General features: G+C 70.6%; 14 protein-coding genes. 7 read left to right on the top strand and 7 right to left on the bottom strand.

All coding sequences use genetic code 11. The annotated features are described in order from the left end of the window. Window positions 1-6: 6 nt before the first annotated feature. From VNW53_RS15975 to dapA, 3 genes are read right to left on the bottom strand one after another with little or no spacing between them, the layout of a single operon-like run. Window positions 7-732, bottom strand: a complete 726-nt coding sequence (locus tag VNW53_RS15975) for a GNAT family N-acetyltransferase (protein ID WP_325556795.1) — start codon at window positions 730-732, stop codon at window positions 7-9. Between the two features lies 1 nt (window position 733). Then, window positions 734-1,207, bottom strand: a complete 474-nt coding sequence (gene smpB / locus VNW53_RS15970; protein WP_325556794.1) for an SsrA-binding protein SmpB — start codon at window positions 1,205-1,207, stop codon at window positions 734-736. Between the two features lie 35 nt (window positions 1,208-1,242). Next, window positions 1,243-2,127 (bottom strand): 4-hydroxy-tetrahydrodipicolinate synthase, encoded by an 885-nt coding sequence (gene dapA, locus VNW53_RS15965; RefSeq protein ID WP_325556793.1) that lies wholly within the window; start codon window positions 2,125-2,127, stop codon window positions 1,243-1,245. Window positions 2,128-2,252: 125 nt separating this feature from the next. Between dapA and VNW53_RS15960 the strand changes: the two genes are divergently transcribed. Then, a complete protein-coding gene (locus VNW53_RS15960) occupies window positions 2,253-4,373 on the top strand; it encodes a lytic transglycosylase domain-containing protein (RefSeq protein WP_325556792.1) in 2,121 nt (706 codons plus the stop codon). Between the two features lie 90 nt (window positions 4,374-4,463). On the opposite strand, the gene VNW53_RS15955 is transcribed toward VNW53_RS15960, so the two are convergent. Further along, complete coding sequence (locus VNW53_RS15955; protein ID WP_325556791.1) at window positions 4,464-5,099, bottom strand: TetR/AcrR family transcriptional regulator; 636 nt, start codon at window positions 5,097-5,099, stop codon at window positions 4,464-4,466. 129 nt (window positions 5,100-5,228) lie between these two features. On the opposite strand from VNW53_RS15955, the gene VNW53_RS15950 reads away from it, so the two are divergent. Together VNW53_RS15950 and VNW53_RS15945 are read left to right on the top strand one after the other, a co-directional pair. Continuing rightward, window positions 5,229-6,137 carry a class I SAM-dependent methyltransferase gene (locus VNW53_RS15950; RefSeq protein WP_325556790.1) on the top strand — a complete coding sequence of 303 codons (909 nt, stop codon included), beginning with the start codon at window positions 5,229-5,231 and terminating at the stop codon, window positions 6,135-6,137. Beyond that, window positions 6,134-6,922, top strand: a complete 789-nt coding sequence (locus VNW53_RS15945) for an RNA methyltransferase (RefSeq protein WP_325556789.1) — start codon at window positions 6,134-6,136, stop codon at window positions 6,920-6,922. Before VNW53_RS15950 ends, VNW53_RS15945 begins: the two co-directional genes overlap by 4 nt. A 60-nt stretch (window positions 6,923-6,982) precedes the next feature. On the opposite strand, the gene VNW53_RS15940 is transcribed toward VNW53_RS15945, so the two are convergent. The 3 genes from VNW53_RS15940 to VNW53_RS15930 form a co-directional block, all read right to left on the bottom strand. Next, a complete protein-coding gene (locus tag VNW53_RS15940) occupies window positions 6,983-8,191 on the bottom strand; it encodes a pyridoxal phosphate-dependent aminotransferase (protein ID WP_325556788.1) in 1,209 nt (402 codons plus the stop codon). Window positions 8,192-8,379: 188 nt separating this feature from the next. After that, window positions 8,380-10,827, bottom strand: a complete 2,448-nt coding sequence (gene hrpB, locus VNW53_RS15935; protein ID WP_325556787.1) for an ATP-dependent helicase HrpB — start codon at window positions 10,825-10,827, stop codon at window positions 8,380-8,382. Between the two features lie 44 nt (window positions 10,828-10,871). After that, a complete protein-coding gene (locus VNW53_RS15930) occupies window positions 10,872-12,476 on the bottom strand; it encodes an APC family permease (RefSeq protein WP_325556786.1) in 1,605 nt (534 codons plus the stop codon). A 269-nt stretch (window positions 12,477-12,745) separates the two neighbouring features. On the opposite strand from VNW53_RS15930, the gene VNW53_RS15925 reads away from it, so the two are divergent. The 4 genes from VNW53_RS15925 to VNW53_RS15910 all read left to right on the top strand — a co-directional run bounded on the left by VNW53_RS15925 (window position 12,746) and on the right by VNW53_RS15910 (window position 17,289). Continuing rightward, window positions 12,746-14,314 (top strand): amino acid permease, encoded by a 1,569-nt coding sequence (locus VNW53_RS15925; protein ID WP_325556784.1) that lies wholly within the window; start codon window positions 12,746-12,748, stop codon window positions 14,312-14,314. A gap of 84 nt (window positions 14,315-14,398) precedes the next feature. Next, window positions 14,399-15,094 carry an MBL fold metallo-hydrolase gene (locus tag VNW53_RS15920; protein WP_325556783.1) on the top strand — a complete coding sequence of 232 codons (696 nt, stop codon included), beginning with the start codon at window positions 14,399-14,401 and terminating at the stop codon, window positions 15,092-15,094. Between the two features lie 49 nt (window positions 15,095-15,143). Then, complete coding sequence (locus VNW53_RS15915) at window positions 15,144-15,881, top strand: response regulator (protein WP_325556782.1); 738 nt, start codon at window positions 15,144-15,146, stop codon at window positions 15,879-15,881. 61 nt (window positions 15,882-15,942) lie between these two features. Next, entirely contained in the window at window positions 15,943-17,289 is a 1,347-nt protein-coding gene (locus VNW53_RS15910) for an ATP-binding protein (protein ID WP_325556780.1), read from the top strand. Window positions 17,290-17,414 lie beyond the last annotated feature (125 nt).

Here is a 17,414-nt window from a genome sequence, read left to right as displayed (position 1 = left end):
CCGACGTCACCGCCAGTAGCGGTAGGTCCAGATCGGGCTGAACCCCGCGGCCCGGTAGATGCGGCGCGCGGGGCTAGCCTCCTCCACCTGCAGGAAGACCTGCTCGACGCCGCGCGCCTGCGCCTCGCGGGCCATGGCGGCGAGGATGGCGCCGGCGTAGCCGCGGCCGCGGGCGGCGGGCGCGGTGCGCATGCCGTGAATTCCCGCCCAGGCCGCGCCGAAGCTCATCACGCCCACGGCGTCCGTGGCCCCGTTCTCGCCCGCCGCGCCGTAGATCGCGCCCGGCGAGCGGGTGAGCACCGACACCCGGTGCGCGCCATCGGCGGGATCAAAGCCTTCGCCCAGGAAGACGGCGGCCCAGGCCTCGTCCGGTCTTGGGAGGATCCGTGCGGAAGCCTCTGAAAAGGCGGAGAGTTGGGCGATCGAGCCGGTCTTGAAGATCGTCGGCTGTTCGGGCCTGTAGCCACGCCGGCCCAGCTCCGCGCGGACGGCCTCGAGGCCCGCAACATCGGCGATGCGGAAGCCGGCCTTCAGACCCCGCTCGCGGTAGGCCGCCTCGATCTCGCCGATGGCGTCCGGGCCCAGGTCGTGGCGCAGGGGGACCGCGCTCTTGGCCCGCCCGATGGTCCCGTTGTCCAGGGGCGCGAGCCAGCCGCCGATCTCCAGGGTCTGCGGCGGGGCGACGGCGGCGACGGTGTCGCGCTCCAGGGCCTCGATCGCGCCGGCCTCCACGTCAGCCCTTCTCCCGCATCAACCGGGCCTTGTCGCGCTGCCAGTCGCGCTCGGCGGTCGCTTCGCGCTTGTCGTGGTCCTTCTTGCCCTTGGCGAGCGCCACCTCGAGCTTGGCCAGGCCTCGATCGTTCCAGAACAGCTTGATCGGGATGATCGTGCGGCCCTCGCGCTGCACGGCGCCGATCAGCTTGTCGATCTCCTTGCGCTTGAGCAGCAGTTTCCGGTGGCGCCGCGGCTCGTGGTTGAAGTGCGGACCGGCTTGGGCGTAGGGCGGGATGTCGGCGTTGACGAGCATGATCTCGTCGCCCTCCACCGCCGCATAGCTCTCGGCGATGTTGGCTCGCCCGTTGCGCAGGGACTTCACCTCGGAGCCGGTGAGCTGCAGCCCGGCCTCGAAGAACTGCTCGAGGAAGTAGTCGAACCGCGCGCGGCGGTTCTCGGCGATCAGCTTGCGCGGGGTGTCCGAGGCCGCCATCGCTAGAGCCGCTCAGCGGGAGAAGGTGCGATCACTCAGAGAACCCCCGCGTCCCGCATCGCCGCGAGCACTTCGGTTCGCGAGGCGTCGGAAGCGGGCACGATCGGCAGGCGCGCGTCCTCGGCGCAGAGGCCCAGGTGGGCGAGCGCGAACTTGGTGGGCGACGGCGAGGCGTCGCTGAACAGCGCCTTGTGCAGGCGGATCAGGCGATCCTGGCCGTAGAGCGCGCCCTGCCACCGGCCGGCCAGGGCGTCGTTGTAGAAGGCCGAGACCTGCTCCGGCGCCACATTCGCGGTGACCGAGATGCAGCCGTGGCCGCCGTGCGCCATGTAGCCCAGCGCGGTATCGTCGTTGCCCGACAGCATCACCCAGCCCTCGCCGCACATCAGCCGCTGCTGGCTGGCGCGCGGCAGGTCGCCGGTGGCGTCCTTGATGCCGACGATGTTGGGCAGCTTCGCCAGCCGGGCGAGCGTGTCGTTGGAAATGTCCACGGCCGTGCGCGAGGGCACGTTGTAGACCAGAACCGGGAGTTGCACGGCGTCGTCGATGGCCGCGAAATGGGCGTAGAGGCCCTCCTGGCTCGGGCGATTGTAGTAGGGCGTGACCACCAGGGCCGCGTCGGCGCCGATGGTCTTGGCATGGCGGACCAGTTCGATCGCCTCGCGGGTGCAGTTGGAGCCGGCCCCGGCGACCACCGGCACGCGACCGGCGGCGGTCTTCACGCAAAGCTCGACCACGCGGCGGTGCTCGTCGTGGCTAAGAGTCGCACTCTCTCCGGTGGTGCCGACCGGGACCAGGCCGTGGACTCCGCCGGCGATCTGCCGCTCCACGAGGCGCACGAAGGCGTCTTCGTCCACCTCCCCGTCGCGGAAAGGGGTGACGAGAGCGGGAAGAACGCCCCGGAACATAGGCTCGGTCATGGAATGCAAATTGCCGTGATTGGACGCTTATCAAGGCGTCGTTCAGATTCGGCGGGACAATATGTTGGCCTAGGCATTGCCCGCAATGTCCTATTGATTCGCTTCCGGTTCCGTTGGGGCGTCGCGTGAACAGACTAGCCCGCAAGTCCGTGTTGATCGCCGGGGTCGCCGTCATGGCGAGCGTGGCTGCGCGCGCCCAGACCGTCGATCCGCTGGGCGACCTGCTGGAGAGCGTCACCAAGCCCTCGATCATGGGCGATGCGCCCCTGCAGCCCGCCAACGCCTCACACCGCCTGAGCGACCGCGACGCCGGCCTGCTGCGCCAGGCCATCGAGGCGGCGCGCCGGGCCAATGTGAACGGCGCGCGCGACGCCATCTCGCAGATGACCGACCCGCTGGCGCGCAAGACCGCGACCTGGGTGCTGGTGGACTGCGACGCCGATGCGGTCGGCTTCTACGAGGTCGACAATGCGCGCCGCGAGCTCGCCGCCTGGCCCCGGGCGCAGCGTCGCCAGGCCGCCGCCGAGCGCCTGCTGGAGACTGCCGGCAAGACCCCGCAACAGGTCGTCGACTGGTTCGCCGGGGCCGACCCCGCCACGGCCCAGGGCGCCATGGCCCTGGCGTCGGCCTATCGCGGCCTGGGCCGCACGTCCGAGGCCACCACGCTGGTCAAGCATTGGTGGCGCGACAAGAGCTTCGACGAGACCGTCCAGCGCACCATGCTGGGCCGCTTCGGCGACATCCTGACCGCCGACGACCACCTGCGCCGCGTCGACGTCCTGCTCTACGGCAAGGAACTGGCGGCGGCGCGCGACATGTTGGGCCTGCTGCCCGCCGATCAGCAAGGCGCAGCCCGCGCGCGCCTGGCCCTGCGCGGCGATGCGCGCGACGCCACGGACCTGGTGGCCGCGCTGCCGCCCGAGCTGGCCCAGTCGCCCGGCGTCGCCTTCGAACGGGCCGCCTATCTGCGGCGCCGGGGCATGGACATGCCGGCGCTGGAGGAAGTGGCCTATTTCCCGCACGAGGTGACCAGCGCCGACCAGGGCGACCGGATCTGGGAAGAGCGGCGGCATCTGGTGCTGTCGGCCCTGCGCGCCGGCGACGCCCACGCGGCCTATGCGGCGGCGGCCGACAGCGGCCTGACGGCGGGCTCCCCGGGCGCCGACGCCGAGTTCGACGCCGGCTGGGTGGCTCTGACCAAGCTCAGCGACCCGGCCAAGGCGGCCAGGCACTTCGCCAACCTGGAGCGCATCGGCACCTCGCCGGTGACCCGCGGCCGGGCGTTCTACTGGGAAGGCCGCGCGGCCGAGGCCCGCGGCGACAAGACCGCCGCCCAGGGCTTCTATGCCCAGGCCGCGCGCTACAACACCTGCTTCTACGGCATGCTGGCGGCGGAAAAGCTGGGCCAGCGCCTGACGCTGGCCTCGGATCCCACGATCACGCCGCAGGCCCGCGGCGCCTTCGAGGCGCGCGACGAGATCGCCGCCACCCGCCTGCTGTTCGACTATGGCCAGCGCGAGCTCTTCAAGGTCTTCGTGCTGAACCTGGACGACATCCTGCCCACCGCCGAGGACGAGGCGCAGTTGGTCGACCTGGCCCGCGGCTACGGCGAGATGGAGCTGTCGATGAAGGCCGCGCGCGGCGCGGCGCAGCGGGGCTTCATCCTGCCGCAGCGGGCCTATCCGCTGCGCAGCGCCCCCGACGGCGGGGCCGCCGAGCCGGCCCTGGTGCTGGCCATCACCCGCCAGGAGAGCAGCTTCGACCCGAACGTGCGCTCCGGCGCGGGCGCGCGGGGCATGATGCAGCTCATGCCCGCGACGGCGAAGATCCTCGCCCGGCGCAGCGGCATCAGCTACTCGCCCTCCCAGCTCGACGAGCCCGAGTACAACATGCGCCTGGGCGCGAACTTCCTGGGCCAGTTGGTGAGCCAGTTCTCCGGCTCCTACATCATGGCCGCCGCGGGCTATAACGCCGGGCCCGGACGCCCCACCCAGTGGACCCAGTTCTGCGGCGACCCGCGCGGCGGCTCGACCGACCCGGTGGACTACATCGAATGCATCCCGTTCTCGGAAACCCGCAACTACGTCATGCGGGTGATGGAGAACATGCAGGTCTATCGCGCGAAGATGGCCGGCGGCTCGATCCCGATCACGCTGAGCGCGGACCTGAAGCGCGGCGCCTATGGCGCGGCCCCGGTGAACCCCCTGCCCACCCTGGCCGACACCGCCGCCACGACCGGGCGCTAAGCGTCGTTCTGTCCACGAACCACACGAACCCGTCAGGTTCTGAGAGGCCGCACAGCCGCGGAGTCTCGGAAGCGAACTCCCGCGCGTCCGTCAGTCGGTGATGAGGCCGTTCAGGAGGCCGTCGAGGGTCACCTGGATCAGCTCGTCGGCCGGGGTCCAGCCGAAGTTCGGGCGCGAGGCGTAGAGCGCCACGACGCCGTGGCAGGACATCCACATCGCCTGGGCCGCAGAATCCGCCGAGCCGGTGCGCAGGCGCGCCGAGGCGGCGATCTCGCGCACCACGCCGCGGAAGATGTCGTAGCACTCCGCGCCCATGTCGGCCGTCCCCTCGGGCCACGGCGCGGCGGAGACAATCCGGGGACCGGAGAACACCAGTTGATAGGCGTTGGGGTGCTCAAGCCCCCAGCGCATATAGGCCTCCAGCATCATCCGCACGCGCACCACCGGATCGAGCGGCCGCGACGCGAACTCCCGGTTGCGCTCCAGCAGCAGCTTCAGCGTCCCCTCGCAGATCTCGAACAGGATGCAGCTCTTGTCCGGGAAATGCATGTAGAGCGCGGTCGAGGAGACCCCGACCTCGTCGGCGATCTTGCGGATGGTGGCGCCTTCGTAGCCCTCGGCGATGAAGATGCGTTCGGCGGCCTCGAGGATCTCGGCGCGGCGGAGGTGACCGTCGCCCTTGGCCTTGCGGGCGGAGCGGCGCGGAGGTGTGGCGGCAACCGACAATGGCGTCTTTCTTGTTGTTTGGCCTTACGCTACGGGACCCCAATTCCGCGCATGTGACAAGGGCGTTGCAACCGCCCCGGCGCGCTTCTCGTCTGGACGAGGCGGCCCGCGACCGCGTAAGCGCGGACCATGAGCCGCGCGGAGCCCAAGGTCGCCGAACTGCCCAGCGTGATGCGCACGCGCGGATGGGCCGACTATGGGCTGGTCGACAGCGGGAACGGCCGCAAGCTCGAGCGTTATGGCCGCTACACGGTTGTCCGGCCGGAGCCGCAGTGCCTGTGGGCGCCCGCCCTGCCCGCCTCGGCCTGGGAGGCCGCCGACGCGGTGTTCGATCCCACTGACGAGGAGGACGCCGGGCGCTGGAAACTGAAGGCGCCCGCGCCGGAGACCTGGCCGCTGGCCTGGGAGGGCGTGAAGTTCAACGGGCGGTTCACCAGTTTCCGGCACCTGGCCTTCTTTCCCGAGCAGGCCGCGAACTGGGCCTGGCTGGACGCCGCGGTGCGCGGCGCGCGCGGCGTGGCCCAGCCCCGGGTGTTGAACCTTTTCGGCTATACCGGGGTGGCCAGCCTGGCGATGGCGGCCGCCGGGGCGGCGGTGACTCATGTGGATGCGTCGAAGCGGGCCGTGGCCTGGGCGCGGGAGAACGCGACGCTCTCCGGCCTGGCCGACCGCCCGATCCGCTGGATCACCGAGGACGCGCGCAAGTACGTGGCCCGCGAAGTACGCCGCGGCTCGACGTACGAGGGGATCATCCTCGATCCGCCGAAGTACGGCCGCGGGCCGGACGGCGAGGTCTGGCGACTGTTCGAGGATTTGCCTGAACTTGCCGGCCTATGCGCGCAACTTCTTTCGGAAAACGCGAAATTCCTTGTGCTGAACGCCTATGCCGAGCGGATCAGCGGGGCGGCGCTGTCGGGCCTGCTGGCCGACAAGCTCAAGGGCCGCGGCGGGACCATCGAATGGGGCGAACTGGCCCTGGTGCAGGAAGACGGCGCGCGCGAGATCGGCATGAGCTTCTTCGCGAGATGGTCGGCGTGACCAGCCGCACCGTGACCTCCCTGACCAACCCCACGGTCAAGGCCGTGCGCGCACTGCACCTGCGCAAGGAACGCGACGAGACCGGCCTGTTCGTCGCCGAGGGGTTGAAGGCGGTGATCGAGGGGATCGAGACGGGCCATGCGCCGGCGATCCTGATGCACGGTCCGGAGGCCGCCGCCCACCCGCTGACCCGCACCGCCGTCGCCGCGACCCTGGCCGCCAACGGCGAGGTGATCGAGGTCACTCAGGACATCCTGGCCAAGGTGAGCCGGCGGGAAAATCCGCAGGCCGTGGTCGGCGTCTTCCGCCAGGTGTTCACGCCGCTCGAAGTCATCGAACCACAGGCCGCGCGTTGCTGGGTGGCGCTGCACCGGGTGCGCGATCCCGGCAACCTCGGGACCATCGTCCGCACGGCCGACGCGGCGGGTTGCGGCGGGGTGATCCTGGTGGGCGAGTGCTGCGATCCCTATTCGGTGGAGGCGGTGCGGGCGACCATGGGCTCGATCTTCGCCATCCCGCTGATCAAGGCTTCAGAGGCCGAGTTCGCCGCCTGGCGCAACGGCTGGCCAGGCTCGGTGGTGGGCACGCTGCTGACCGCCGAGGTCGACCATCGCGAGGCGGCCTACGCGCGGCCGGCCCTGATCCTGATGGGCAACGAGCAGCAGGGCCTGCCGCCCGACATGGCCGCCCTCTGCGACGTCAATGTGAAGATCCCCATGCGCGGGCGGGCCGACAGCCTGAACCTGTCGGTGGCCACCGGGATCATGATCTACGCGGCGACCTAGCCCATCACAGAAAAAGGGCCGCCCCTCGCGGAGCGGCCCCGACTGTCGAATGAGGCGTCCCTACGACAGGAACTTGCCGTGGGTCACGCCCACCGGACCTGCCTTCAGGTCGGCGTTGGAAGCCACCGCGGGGGCGTCCATCACCTTCTTGAAGGCCGTGCGGAACGAGGCCATGTCCTCGGGCGAGCCCACCGAGATGCGGACCGCGTTGGGCCAGACCGGCCAGATGCGGCCGATGTAGACCTTTTCCTTCTGCATCGCGGCGATGACCGTGTGGGCCGGGCGGCCGGTGTCGATCATGAAGCAGTTGGAGACCGAGGTTCCGACCGGCTTGTAGCCGTTGGACTTCAGCCAGGCGAGGGTCTCGACCCGGCTGTCGGCGATCCACTTCTTGCGGGTCGGGATCAGGTCCTTGTCGGCGAGCGAGGCCCGCGCGGCCACCAGCGCCGTCACCGGCATGGCGTTCTGGTAGTAGGGCTGCAGCTTGTCCAGCAGGTCCGGGCGGGCGATGGCGACGCCGCAGCGGATGCCGGCCATGCCATAGATCTTCGAGAAGGTGCGCAGGACGATGATGTCCTTGCCCGCCGCGACCTGGTCCACCACCGACTGCTCGTCGGACAGGTGGATGTAGGCCTCGTCGACCAGCAGGATCGAGCCCTTCGGCTTGTTCTCCAGCGCCCAGAGGATCTCCTCGCGGGGCGTGATCGTGCCGGTCGGGTTGTTCGGGTTGACGATGTAGATCAGGCCGGCGTTCGGGTCGGCGGCGACCATGGCCTTCACGTCGTGCGAATAGGCCTTGGTCAGCGGGACCTTCTTCACCGGCGCCTTGGAGATCTGCGCCGCCATGTTGGCCGACTCGTAAGACGGATCGGCCATGACCAGCCCCTTGCCTGGACCGGTGAAGGCCAGCGTCGTGTAGTGCAGCGGCTCCGACGAGCCGGCGTAGAAGGCGACGTTCTCCGGCTTCAACCCGTGCAGGGCGGCGTATTCGTTGGTCAGCGCGTTGAGCTCGCCCATCCTGTCGTAGCGCCCGCCCAGCGGCAGGATCTTGGTGATCGCCTCGCAGGCCGCCTTGCAGGGCCCGAGCGGGTTCTCGTTGGCGTTGATGATCACCGCGTCGGGCGGCAACACGCCCATGCTCTGCGAGGCCATCTTGGCCTGCGCCAGGGTCGCCTCGCTGGCGATCGGAATGGCGGCGGCCGCGAAGGCGGCGGTGCGCAGCAGCGCGCGGCGGTCCATCAGGGCAGAGTCGGAGCTGGGTTCGGTCACCGGAATTCATCCTTCTCGAGGCGCGGCGGCCGGAGATTCGGCGACCGCTCGCGGATCAATTCCCTACTGTTGTCGAGCAAGCTCTGCCGACCGCAACCGGATTCCGCACGCTGTTCCGTCAAGGCCGCCGAGGCGCCCAAGCTGCACGCAGAAGTGGCGCGCGCAGGTCAGTCGGCGTGCAGCGCCGCTCAGGTCCCGCGCGGCTTGGCCCGGGCCGTGGGTTCGGCGCTCGCCGGGTCCTCGGGCCACAGGTGCTTCGGATAGCGGCCGCGCATGTCGGCGCGGACGTCCTTCCAGGAGCCTTTCCAGAAGCCGGGCAGGTCCTTGGTGGTCTGGATCGGGCGGTGGCCGGGCGAGAGCAAGGACATGGTGATCGGAACCCCGGCGACCGTCGGGTGAACGGCGGCGCCGAACACCTCCTGCACCCGGACATCGACCCGGGGGCCGGCCTCGGCGGCGTAGTCGATGGCGAAGCTGTTGCCGGTGGGCGCGGTCCAGCGGGCGGGCGCGTCGGTGTCCAGGCGGCGCTGCAGGTCCCAGGGGATCAGGGCGCGCAGGGCGCCGTCGAGGACATCGGGCTTGAGGGCGGCCAGCGACCGCAGGCCGGGCAGGATCGGCGTCAGCCAGTCGTCGAGCCGCGCAGCCAGGGCGGCGTCGGAGAGGTCCGGCCAAGCGGGGTCATGGCCCCGCAGGAACGCGATGCGTTGGCGCAACGCCACGGCCGCCTCGCCCCACGGCAGGATGGCGACCCCCTCGGCGCGCACCCGGTCGGCCAGGGCTGCGGCGATGAGGGCCGGATCGGGGTTGTCGTCGAACGTCTCGCGCAGGGTCAGGCGGCCCAGGCGGGTGAGGCGCTTGGCGCGCAGGCGCCCTGCCCCGCTCTCCTCCAACCGGTCCTCGACGGTGAGCTGGGCGGCGAAGGCTTCGGCCAGCTCCGCCTCGTCCAGCGGCGCGGCGAGCAGGATGCGGTCGCGCCGCTCGCCGCCGCCCAGTTCCGCCACCGCCAGCCAGGTCTCGCGCGCCAGCGCGTCGGTGGCCTCCAGGAAGGCGCCGCGGCCGCTGACGAGCTGGAACTCGCCGCGCGGGCCTCGCGCACGGGCGATCCGCTCAGGATAGGCGAAGGCCAGCAGCAGGCCGTCGGACAGGGGGTCGCCCGCTCCACCCTTGCCACTCGGCCCCGCCCACCGATCGGCCAGCGCCTTCGCGTCGCGGGCCCTCGGGCTGCGATCGCGGTCCAGGGCGTCGAGGCGGTGGCGCAGGTCGGCGTCGCGGCCGCCGAGATTACGCTCGACGATCAGGGCGGCGATCCGCGCGGCGCGAGCCGCCTGGCCGGTGTCCGCGGCCTTCAGCACCATGTGCGCCAGGCGCGGGCTGAGCGGCATGTCGGCGAGCGCGCGGCCGTGGGCGGTGAGGACGCCGTCGGCGGTCAGGGCCTCCAGGCGGACCAGCAGGCTCCGCGCCTCGGCGAAGGCGGCGGCCGGCGGCGGATCCAGGAAGGCCAGGCCGCTCGCGTCCTTGGCGCCCCAGCGGGCGAGGTCGAGGGCGAGGCCCGAAAGGTCGGCGTCGAGGATCTCCGGGTCGGCGTAGGCCGGGAGCGCGCGGGTCTCGGCCTCGTCCCACAGGCGGTAGCAGACGCCGGGCTCGGTGCGCCCGGCGCGGCCGCGGCGCTGGTCGGCTGCGGCGCGGGAGACGCGCACGGTGGCGAGCCGCGTCAGACCGCTGGCCGGATCGAAGCGGGGCACGCGGGCGACGCCGGCGTCGATCACCACGCGGACGCCCTGGATGGTCAGGCTGGTCTCGGCGATGGAGGTGGCCAGGACCACCTTGCGGATCCCGGGCGGCGGCGGCGCGATGGCGCGGTCCTGGTCGCGGGCGTCCAGGGCGCCGAACAGCGGGGCGATCTCGACGCCGGCGCGCGGACGCTCGCGCAGCCGCTCGGCGGTGCGCAGGATCTCCCCCTGCCCCGGCAGGAAGACCAGCAGGGAGCCGGTCTGCTCGGCCAGGGCGCGTTCGGTGGCCCGGACGGCGCGGTCCTCGAGGCGCAGGCGCTCGTCACGGCCGAGGTAGTGGGTCTCCACCGGCCACGCGCGGCCCAGGCTCTCGATCACCGGCGCGTCGCCAAGCAGGCGCGCCACCGCCGCGCCGTCGAGGGTCGCCGACATCACCAGGATGCGAAGGTCCTCGCGCAGCAGCCCCTGGGCGTCGCGGGCCAGGGCCAGGCCCAGGTCGGCGTCGAGGCTGCGTTCGTGGAACTCGTCGAAGATCACGCAGGCCACGCCCGCCAGCTCCGGGTCGCCCAGGATCATCCGCGTGAAGACGCCCTCGGTGACCACCTCGATCCGGGTGGCGGCCGAGACCTTCGACTGCATCCGCACCCGGAAGCCGACCGTGCGGCCGACCGGCTCGCCCAGGGTGGCGGCCATCCGTTCGGCGGCGGCGCGGGCGGCCAGGCGGCGCGGCTCCAGGACGATGATCTTGCCGCCCACGGCCCAGGGCTCGGCCAGGAGCTCCAGCGGGACCACCGTGGTCTTGCCGGCGCCCGGCGGGGCCACCAGCACCGCGACGCTCCCCGCGCGGAGCGCCGCCTTCAGGTCCGGCAGGGCCTCCCAAATGGGCAGATCGGGGGGCGGCGGCATGGGCGCCTTTTAGAGCGCGCCGCCCCCCGGATACGAGTCCCCGTCTACGAATCCAAGTCGCCCTTGAGAGGGAGATCGGCGAACGGCGCCGGCTCGTGGCCCGTCACCAGCACCCCGCGCCCCAGCTTCGAGGCCCGGATGCCGTAGAGGAAGTAGATGACGATCCCGACCACCAGGTAGCCCAGGAAGAAGTTCCGCGTGGCCGGCGTCGACATCAGGCTGAGCAGCAGCACCAAGCACATGATCGCGCCCAGGACCGGCACCACGGGATAGAGCGGCGTGCGGAAGGGGCGCACCAGCCCCGGCTCGCTGACCCTCAGGTAGATGACCGTGATGCAGACCAGGGCGAAGGCCGCCAGCGAGCCGACGTTGGACAGGTCCGACAGGGCGTCCAGCGACAGGAACCCCGCCGCGCCCATGGCCAGCAGGCCCACGATGATGGTGTTGATCCAGGGCGTGCGGAACGTCTTGTGCACCGCGGCCAGGGCCGTGGGCAGCAGGCCGTCGCGGCTCATGGTGTAGAAGATCCGCGTCTGGCCGTAGAGCAGCACCAGCATGACGCTGGAGAGGCCGGCGATCGCGCCGATCTTCACCAGCACCGAGAACCACTTCAGCCCCATCATGTCGGTGGCGAGCGCGATCGGCGCGGGCACGTCCAGCAGGTTGTAGGGCACGATCCCGACCAGCACCGCCGAGGTCATGATGTAGAGCACGGTGCAGATCACCAGGGCGCCCAGGATGCCGATAGGCATGTCCTTGGCCGGGTTGCGCGCCTCGGCCCCGGCGGTGGAGACCGCCTCGAACCCCAGGTAGGCGAAGAAGATCACCGCCGCGCCATGGATCACGCCGCCGACCCCGTACTTGTGGGAGGTGTCGCCGGTGATGACGGCGGTCAGGGCGCGGCCGATCTGATGCCACATGTCCATGTTCGTGCCCGGCGGCCGGGCCGGGATCTCGGCCGGCACCAGCGGCGACCACTGCGAGGGGTGCACGTAGCGGATGCCGATGAGGATGAAGGCGATGACCACGGTCAGCTTGATGGCCACGATGATGTTGTTGACCGTCGCCGACTCCGTGACGCCGCGGATCAGCAGCAGGGTGACCAGGCCCAGGATCACGATCGCCGGCAGGTTCACGACGCCGGTGGCGATCACCGCGCCGGTCATGTCCTTGACGGCCACCCCCGGGGCCGCGGTGAGCTCCGGCGGGATGATGATCCCCATGTCCCTCGCCAGGCTGACGAAATAGCCGGACCAGCCGAGCGCGACGGTCGAGCCCGCCAGGCCGTATTCCAGGAGCAGAAGCAGGCCCATCACCCAGGCCGCCCCCTCGCCCATTGAGGCGTAGGTGTAGCTATAGGCCGAGCCGGAGACCGGCAGCGCCGAGGCCAGCTCGGCGTAGCAGAGGGCGACGAAGGCGCAGAGCAGGCCGGTGATGACGAAGGAGACCGTGATGCCCGGCCCCGCGAACTGCGCCGCGGCCCGGCCGGTGAGGACGAAGATGCCGGTGCCGATGATGCAGCCGATGCCCAGGAGCACCAGGTTGAGCGCGCCCAGCGAGCGCTTGAGCTCGCCGTGCTCATGTTCGGCCTGAATCTGGCCGACCGACTTGCGCAGGAAGATGCGCCCGATGCCCGAAGCGTTCGCCATCCGGCGATTCTCCCCAATGTTGGGCGACCCACCCGTCACCCGCCGGGGCACGCTAGTCGCGCTGGCGCCTCTCGGCAATGACCGGTCGCGTGGACGGGGCGATCCGGGTCAATTCGTCCGGATCCGCCCTGGATTCGAGCGCCGCCTTCCTTCCGTCGCCACAAGCTGCAGCGCAAACGATGCGCGCCAGTTGACGCCGCAGGAGCGTCACGCCACGGTCGCGCCGGTAAATTGCCAGCGGCCATGGGGCCCGCTTGTTTGGAGGCCCTATGTGGCGAATTAAGTCGCTCGACGCCATTTTGGCGACGGCGGAAAAGAAGTCGTTGCACCGCTCGCTGGGGCCGCTGCAACTCACCCTGCTCGGCATCGGCGCGGTCATCGGGACCGGGATCTTCGTGCTTACCGCCACGGCGGCGCAGAAGGCCGGCCCGGGCATGATGGTCTCGTTCATCATCGCCGGCGCGGTCTGCGCCGTGGCGGCGCTCTGCTACTCAGAACTGGCCTCGATGGTGCCGGTGGCGGGATCGGCCTACACCTATTCCTACGCCGTCATGGGCGAGCTCGTGGCCTGGCTGGTCGGCTGGGCCCTGATCCTCGAATACGCCCTGGGCGCCAGCGCCGTGGCGGTGGGCTGGTCGGGCCACATCGTCGGCCTGTTCGACGCCATCGGCTGGCACATCCCCCACGCGCTCACTGTGGGGCCGAAGATCACCATCGGCACCTTCCTGGAAGGCGGCGAGGCCGGCGGCTTCATCAACCTTCCGGCGGTGATCATCACCGCCCTGGTGACGCTGCTGCTGGTGATCGGCACCAAGGAGAGCGCCACGGTCAACGCCGTGCTGGTGGCGATCAAGGTGGCGGCGCTCAGCCTGTTCGTGGTGCTGACCGTGCCGATGATCACCGGCCACATGGACCACTTCCAGCCCTTTACGCCGCGCGGATGGGGCAATCCCCTGGGCTCGTCCGGGACGGGCGTGCTGGGGGCCGCGGCCTCCATCTTCTTCGCCTATGTAGGCTTCGACGCGGTCTCCACCGCCGCCGAGGAAACCAAGAACCCGCAGCGCAACGTGCCGATCGGCCTGATCGGGTCCTTGCTGATCTGCACGGTCTTCTACTTGCTGGCCGCAGGCGGCGCGGTCGGGGCCTTCGGGGCCCAGCCGCTGGTTGGCCCGGACGGCGCGCCCTACGCCGCCGGCTCGCCGGAACTGGCCGCCCAGTGCACGGCCATCGGCGCCCACGCGCCGCTGGTCTGCTCCAAGGAAGCGCTGGCCTATGTGCTGCGCGAGGTCGGCCATCCGTTCTTCGGCAATGTGGTCGCGCTCGCCGCGACCATCGCGCTTCCGTCGGTCGTGCTGCTGATGATGTACGGCCAGACGCGGATCTTCTTCGTCATGGCCCGCGACGGCCTGCTGCCGCCGGTCCTCTCCACCGTGCACCCGAAGTTCAAGACGCCCTGGATCATCACCCTGGTGACCGGGATCGTGGTGGCGCTGTTCGCCGCCTTCCTGCCGGTCGGGCAGTTGGCGGACTACTCCAACTCCGGGACGCTGTTCGCCTTCGGGGCGGTGTCGCTGGGGGTGATGATCCTGCGCTTCACCGACAAGAACCGCGTGCGGCCGTTCAAGACGCCGCTGCTGTTCGTCGTCGCGCCCCTGTCGATCATCGGCTGCGTGACCCTGTTCCTGAGCCTCGACGTCAAGTCGAAGGCCCTGTTCTATAGCTGGACCGCGATCGGGCTGGTCTTCTACTTCAGCTACGGCTTCTGGAAATCGAACGTCCGCCGGGGCGTCGAATTCGACGAGCCGCTGATCGAAGGTCCGGGGGGCACGCCCCTCTAGCGGACCCGCATCGACGGCGACGGAAAGGCCCGGGTTTCGCCCGGGCCTTTTCTTATGGGCCGTAACACACGATCATAGGGGGAGATGAACGCGCCGCAGCCGCCTCCCCCCACGAAACAGGACCTGCCGATCCGCGCCCTGATCGCGCCGGTGACGCCGCTGCAGCAGAACTGCACCATCGTCTGGTGCGCCAAGACCCTGAAGGCCGCGGTAATCGATCCGGGCGGCGAGGTCCCGCGCCTGCTGGAGGCGCTGGAAAGCCAGGGGCTGACGCTCGAGAAGATCTGGATCACCCACGGCCACCTGGACCACGCCGGCGGCACGGCGGCGCTGAAGGCGGCCACCGGCGTCCCCATCGAGGGACCGCACCCCGACGACGCCTTCTGGATCGACCAGATCGAAGCCTCGGGCGCCAAGTGGGGCATGCCTGACGCGAAGGGCTTCACGCCGGACCGCTGGCTGCAGGACGGCGACGTGGTGACGCTGGGCGAGACCCGGTTCGAGGTCTACCACTGTCCGGGGCACACCCCGGGGCATGTCATCTTCTTCCACCGCGAGGCGCGGTTCGCCCAGGTGGGCGACGTGCTGTTCCAGGGCTCGATCGGGCGCACCGACTTTCCGCGCGGCGACCACGCCCAATTGATCGCCGCCATCACCGGCAAGCTATGGCCCCTGGGCGACGATGTACGCTTCGTGCCGGGGCATGGACCGATGTCCAGCTTCGGCCAGGAGCGGCGGTCCAACCCCTTTGTCGCCGACGACGTCTTGTCACACACGTGATTTCAGCCGCGAAATCGGCGCGTTACGCGCCGCCGCCAACCTCTCGGCCATGGAGCAGATCCTCGAAATGAGCAGCGCGGGCGCCCGCATCCTGATGGTCGACGACGACCCCGGTATCCGCGATGTCGTGTCCGACTTCCTGGGCAAGCACGGCTACAGGGTCGACACCGCCGGCGATGCGACGGAGATGGAGCAGGCGCTGGAGCGCGGCCCCGTGGACCTGATCGTGCTCGATGTGATGCTGCCGGGCGAGGACGGCCTGGCGGTGTGCCGCAGGCTCGCCAACGGCGAAGGCGGCCCGCCGATCATCATGCTGTCGGCCATGGGCGAGGACACCGACCGGATCGTGGGCCTGGAGCTGGGCGCCGACGACTACCTGGCCAAGCCCTGCAATCCGCGCGAGCTGCTGGCGCGGGTGCGCGCGGTGCTGCGCCGGGCCGAACAGCGCTCGTCCTCGGGCGGCGTGGGCGCGGGCTGCGAGTTCGCGGGCTGGCGCCTCGACCTGGTGCGCCGCGAGCTGCGCTCCCCGGCCGGGGTGGTGGTCAACCTGTCGAGCGGCGAATTCTCCCTGCTGCGGGCCTTCGTCGAGCGGCCGCAGCGGGTGCTGACCCGCGACCAGTTGCTGGAGTTCGCCCGCGGCCCGGACTCCGATGCCTTCGACCGGGCGATCGATGTGCAGATCAGCCGGCTTCGGCGCAAGCTGGACGACGGCGGCGGCAGCCACGAGCTGATCCGCACGATCCGCAACGAGGGCTATATGTTCACCGCCAAGGTGAAACGCACATGATCCTTCTTCGGCAAGGCTTCGAAGGACGATCCCTGCGAAGCGCCGCCAGGAGCGTCGCAGGATGATGGACTGGACGAAGGCGAGGCCGACCGGGTCGCTGTTCGTCCAGCTCTTGACCCTGACCGGCCTGACCCTGGTGCTGGCCTGGGCGATGAGCACCCTGCTCCTGTTCATGCTGCCGCCGCCCGCCCCGGATTTCTATCGCCTCACCGAGATCGAACGCACCTATCGCGGTGCGCCGATCACTCTGGCCGAGCGCAAGCCGCTCGAGCGAATTTCCATGGGCCGTCCGCCTTCGCCGGCCCTGGACGGCCAGTCGATGCCCGCCATCCGCGGCAAGCTCGCGCAGGATCTGGCCGTGCCCGCGGACAGCATCGTCGTCGCCGGAGAGCGCGGCCCCCTGTCCGACCGCCGTGTCGGCCGGATCATCCGCGACCGGGCGGCCAGGGTGGGCGTACGTGAGGAGGAGCATTTCCTGATCGCGCCGTTCCAGGTCGGGGTGCGGCAGGCCGATGGCCGATGGGCGGTGGTCCGCTCGCAGCCCGCGTTCGGCCTCAGCCCCTGGCAGCAGCGCGTCGCCCTGTGGTTCGTCCTCTCGGCCGTCGTCATGGCCCCGGTGGCCTATGTCTTCGCCCGGCGGCTGGCGGCGCCGATCCAACTGTTCGCCGACGCCGCCGAGCGGCTGGGGCGCGACCCGCGCGCCGAGCCGCTGCCGGTGAAAGGCCCGGCCGAGATCCGCGTGGCGGCGAACGCCTTCAACGACATGCAGGAGCGGTTGCGGCGCTACGTGGAGGACCGCACCGCCATGGTGGGGGCCATCGCCCACGACCTGCGCACCCCGCTGACCCGCCTGCGGTTCCGCATCGAGGGCCTGCCGGACGAGCAGAAGGCCAAGATGGGCGCCGACATCGACCAGATGGAGGAGATGATCTCCGCGGCCCTGACCTTCGTCCGCGACGCCAGCCAGCCGGGCGAACGCACGCCCCTGGAGCTGTCGTCCCTGCTGGAAAGCCTCTGCGACGAGATGGCCGAGACCGGCGCCTCCACCGAGGTGGAGAGCGGGGAGAAGGTGGTGCTGGAGGGCGATCCCATGGCGCTGCGCCGGCTGTTCTCCAACCTGCTGGAGAACGCCGTGAAGTTCGGCGGGCGGGCGCGGACCCGGGTGTTCCGCGACGGCGCCAACGCCTTCGTGGAAATCGAGGACGACGGGCCCGGCATCCCGCCCTCCGACCGCGAAAAGGTGTTCGAACCCTTCTACCGGCGCGAGCCCTCGCGCAGCCGCCAGACCGGCGGCATCGGCCTGGGCCTGGCGGTGGTCCGCTCCATCGCCCGCGGCCACGGCGGGGACGTGGACCTGATCAACCGCATCGGCGGCGGCCTGACGGCGCGCGTCCAACTGCCGCTTTAGAGCGCGCCCTCGCGAACTTGTGAATGACCCTGCGGAACCCGCCGCAAGGCGAAGCTTGGGCCGCCGACGCCCGTTTCTGCGCAACTCCGTCGATTTTCAACGCAACCTTGGCCGCGCCTCGTTGG

It is taken from the genome of Phenylobacterium sp. (assembly GCF_035569475.1).
GTDB lineage: Bacteria > Pseudomonadota > Alphaproteobacteria > Caulobacterales > Caulobacteraceae > Phenylobacterium.
This window is presented reverse-complemented; position numbering and strand designations above follow the sequence as displayed.

Excerpts from the sequence above, each read along its gene's own strand:
- smpB (WP_325556794.1), bottom strand. The coding sequence starts at position 1,207 with ATGGCGGCCTCGGACACCCCGCGCAAGCTGATCGCCGAGAACCGCCGC.
- dapA (WP_325556793.1), bottom strand. The coding sequence starts at position 2,127 with ATGACCGAGCCTATGTTCCGGGGCGTTCTTCCCGCTCTCGTCACCCCT.
- VNW53_RS15950 (WP_325556790.1), top strand. The coding sequence starts at position 5,229 with ATGAGCCGCGCGGAGCCCAAGGTCGCCGAACTGCCCAGCGTGATGCGC.
- hrpB (WP_325556787.1), bottom strand. The coding sequence starts at position 10,827 with ATGCCGCCGCCCCCCGATCTGCCCATTTGGGAGGCCCTGCCGGACCTG.
- VNW53_RS15930 (WP_325556786.1), bottom strand. The coding sequence starts at position 12,476 with ATGGCGAACGCTTCGGGCATCGGGCGCATCTTCCTGCGCAAGTCGGTC.
- VNW53_RS15925 (WP_325556784.1), top strand. The coding sequence starts at position 12,746 with ATGTGGCGAATTAAGTCGCTCGACGCCATTTTGGCGACGGCGGAAAAG.
- VNW53_RS15920 (WP_325556783.1), top strand. The coding sequence starts at position 14,399 with ATGAACGCGCCGCAGCCGCCTCCCCCCACGAAACAGGACCTGCCGATC.
- VNW53_RS15915 (WP_325556782.1), top strand. The coding sequence starts at position 15,144 with ATGGAGCAGATCCTCGAAATGAGCAGCGCGGGCGCCCGCATCCTGATG.
- VNW53_RS15910 (WP_325556780.1), top strand. The coding sequence starts at position 15,943 with ATGATGGACTGGACGAAGGCGAGGCCGACCGGGTCGCTGTTCGTCCAG.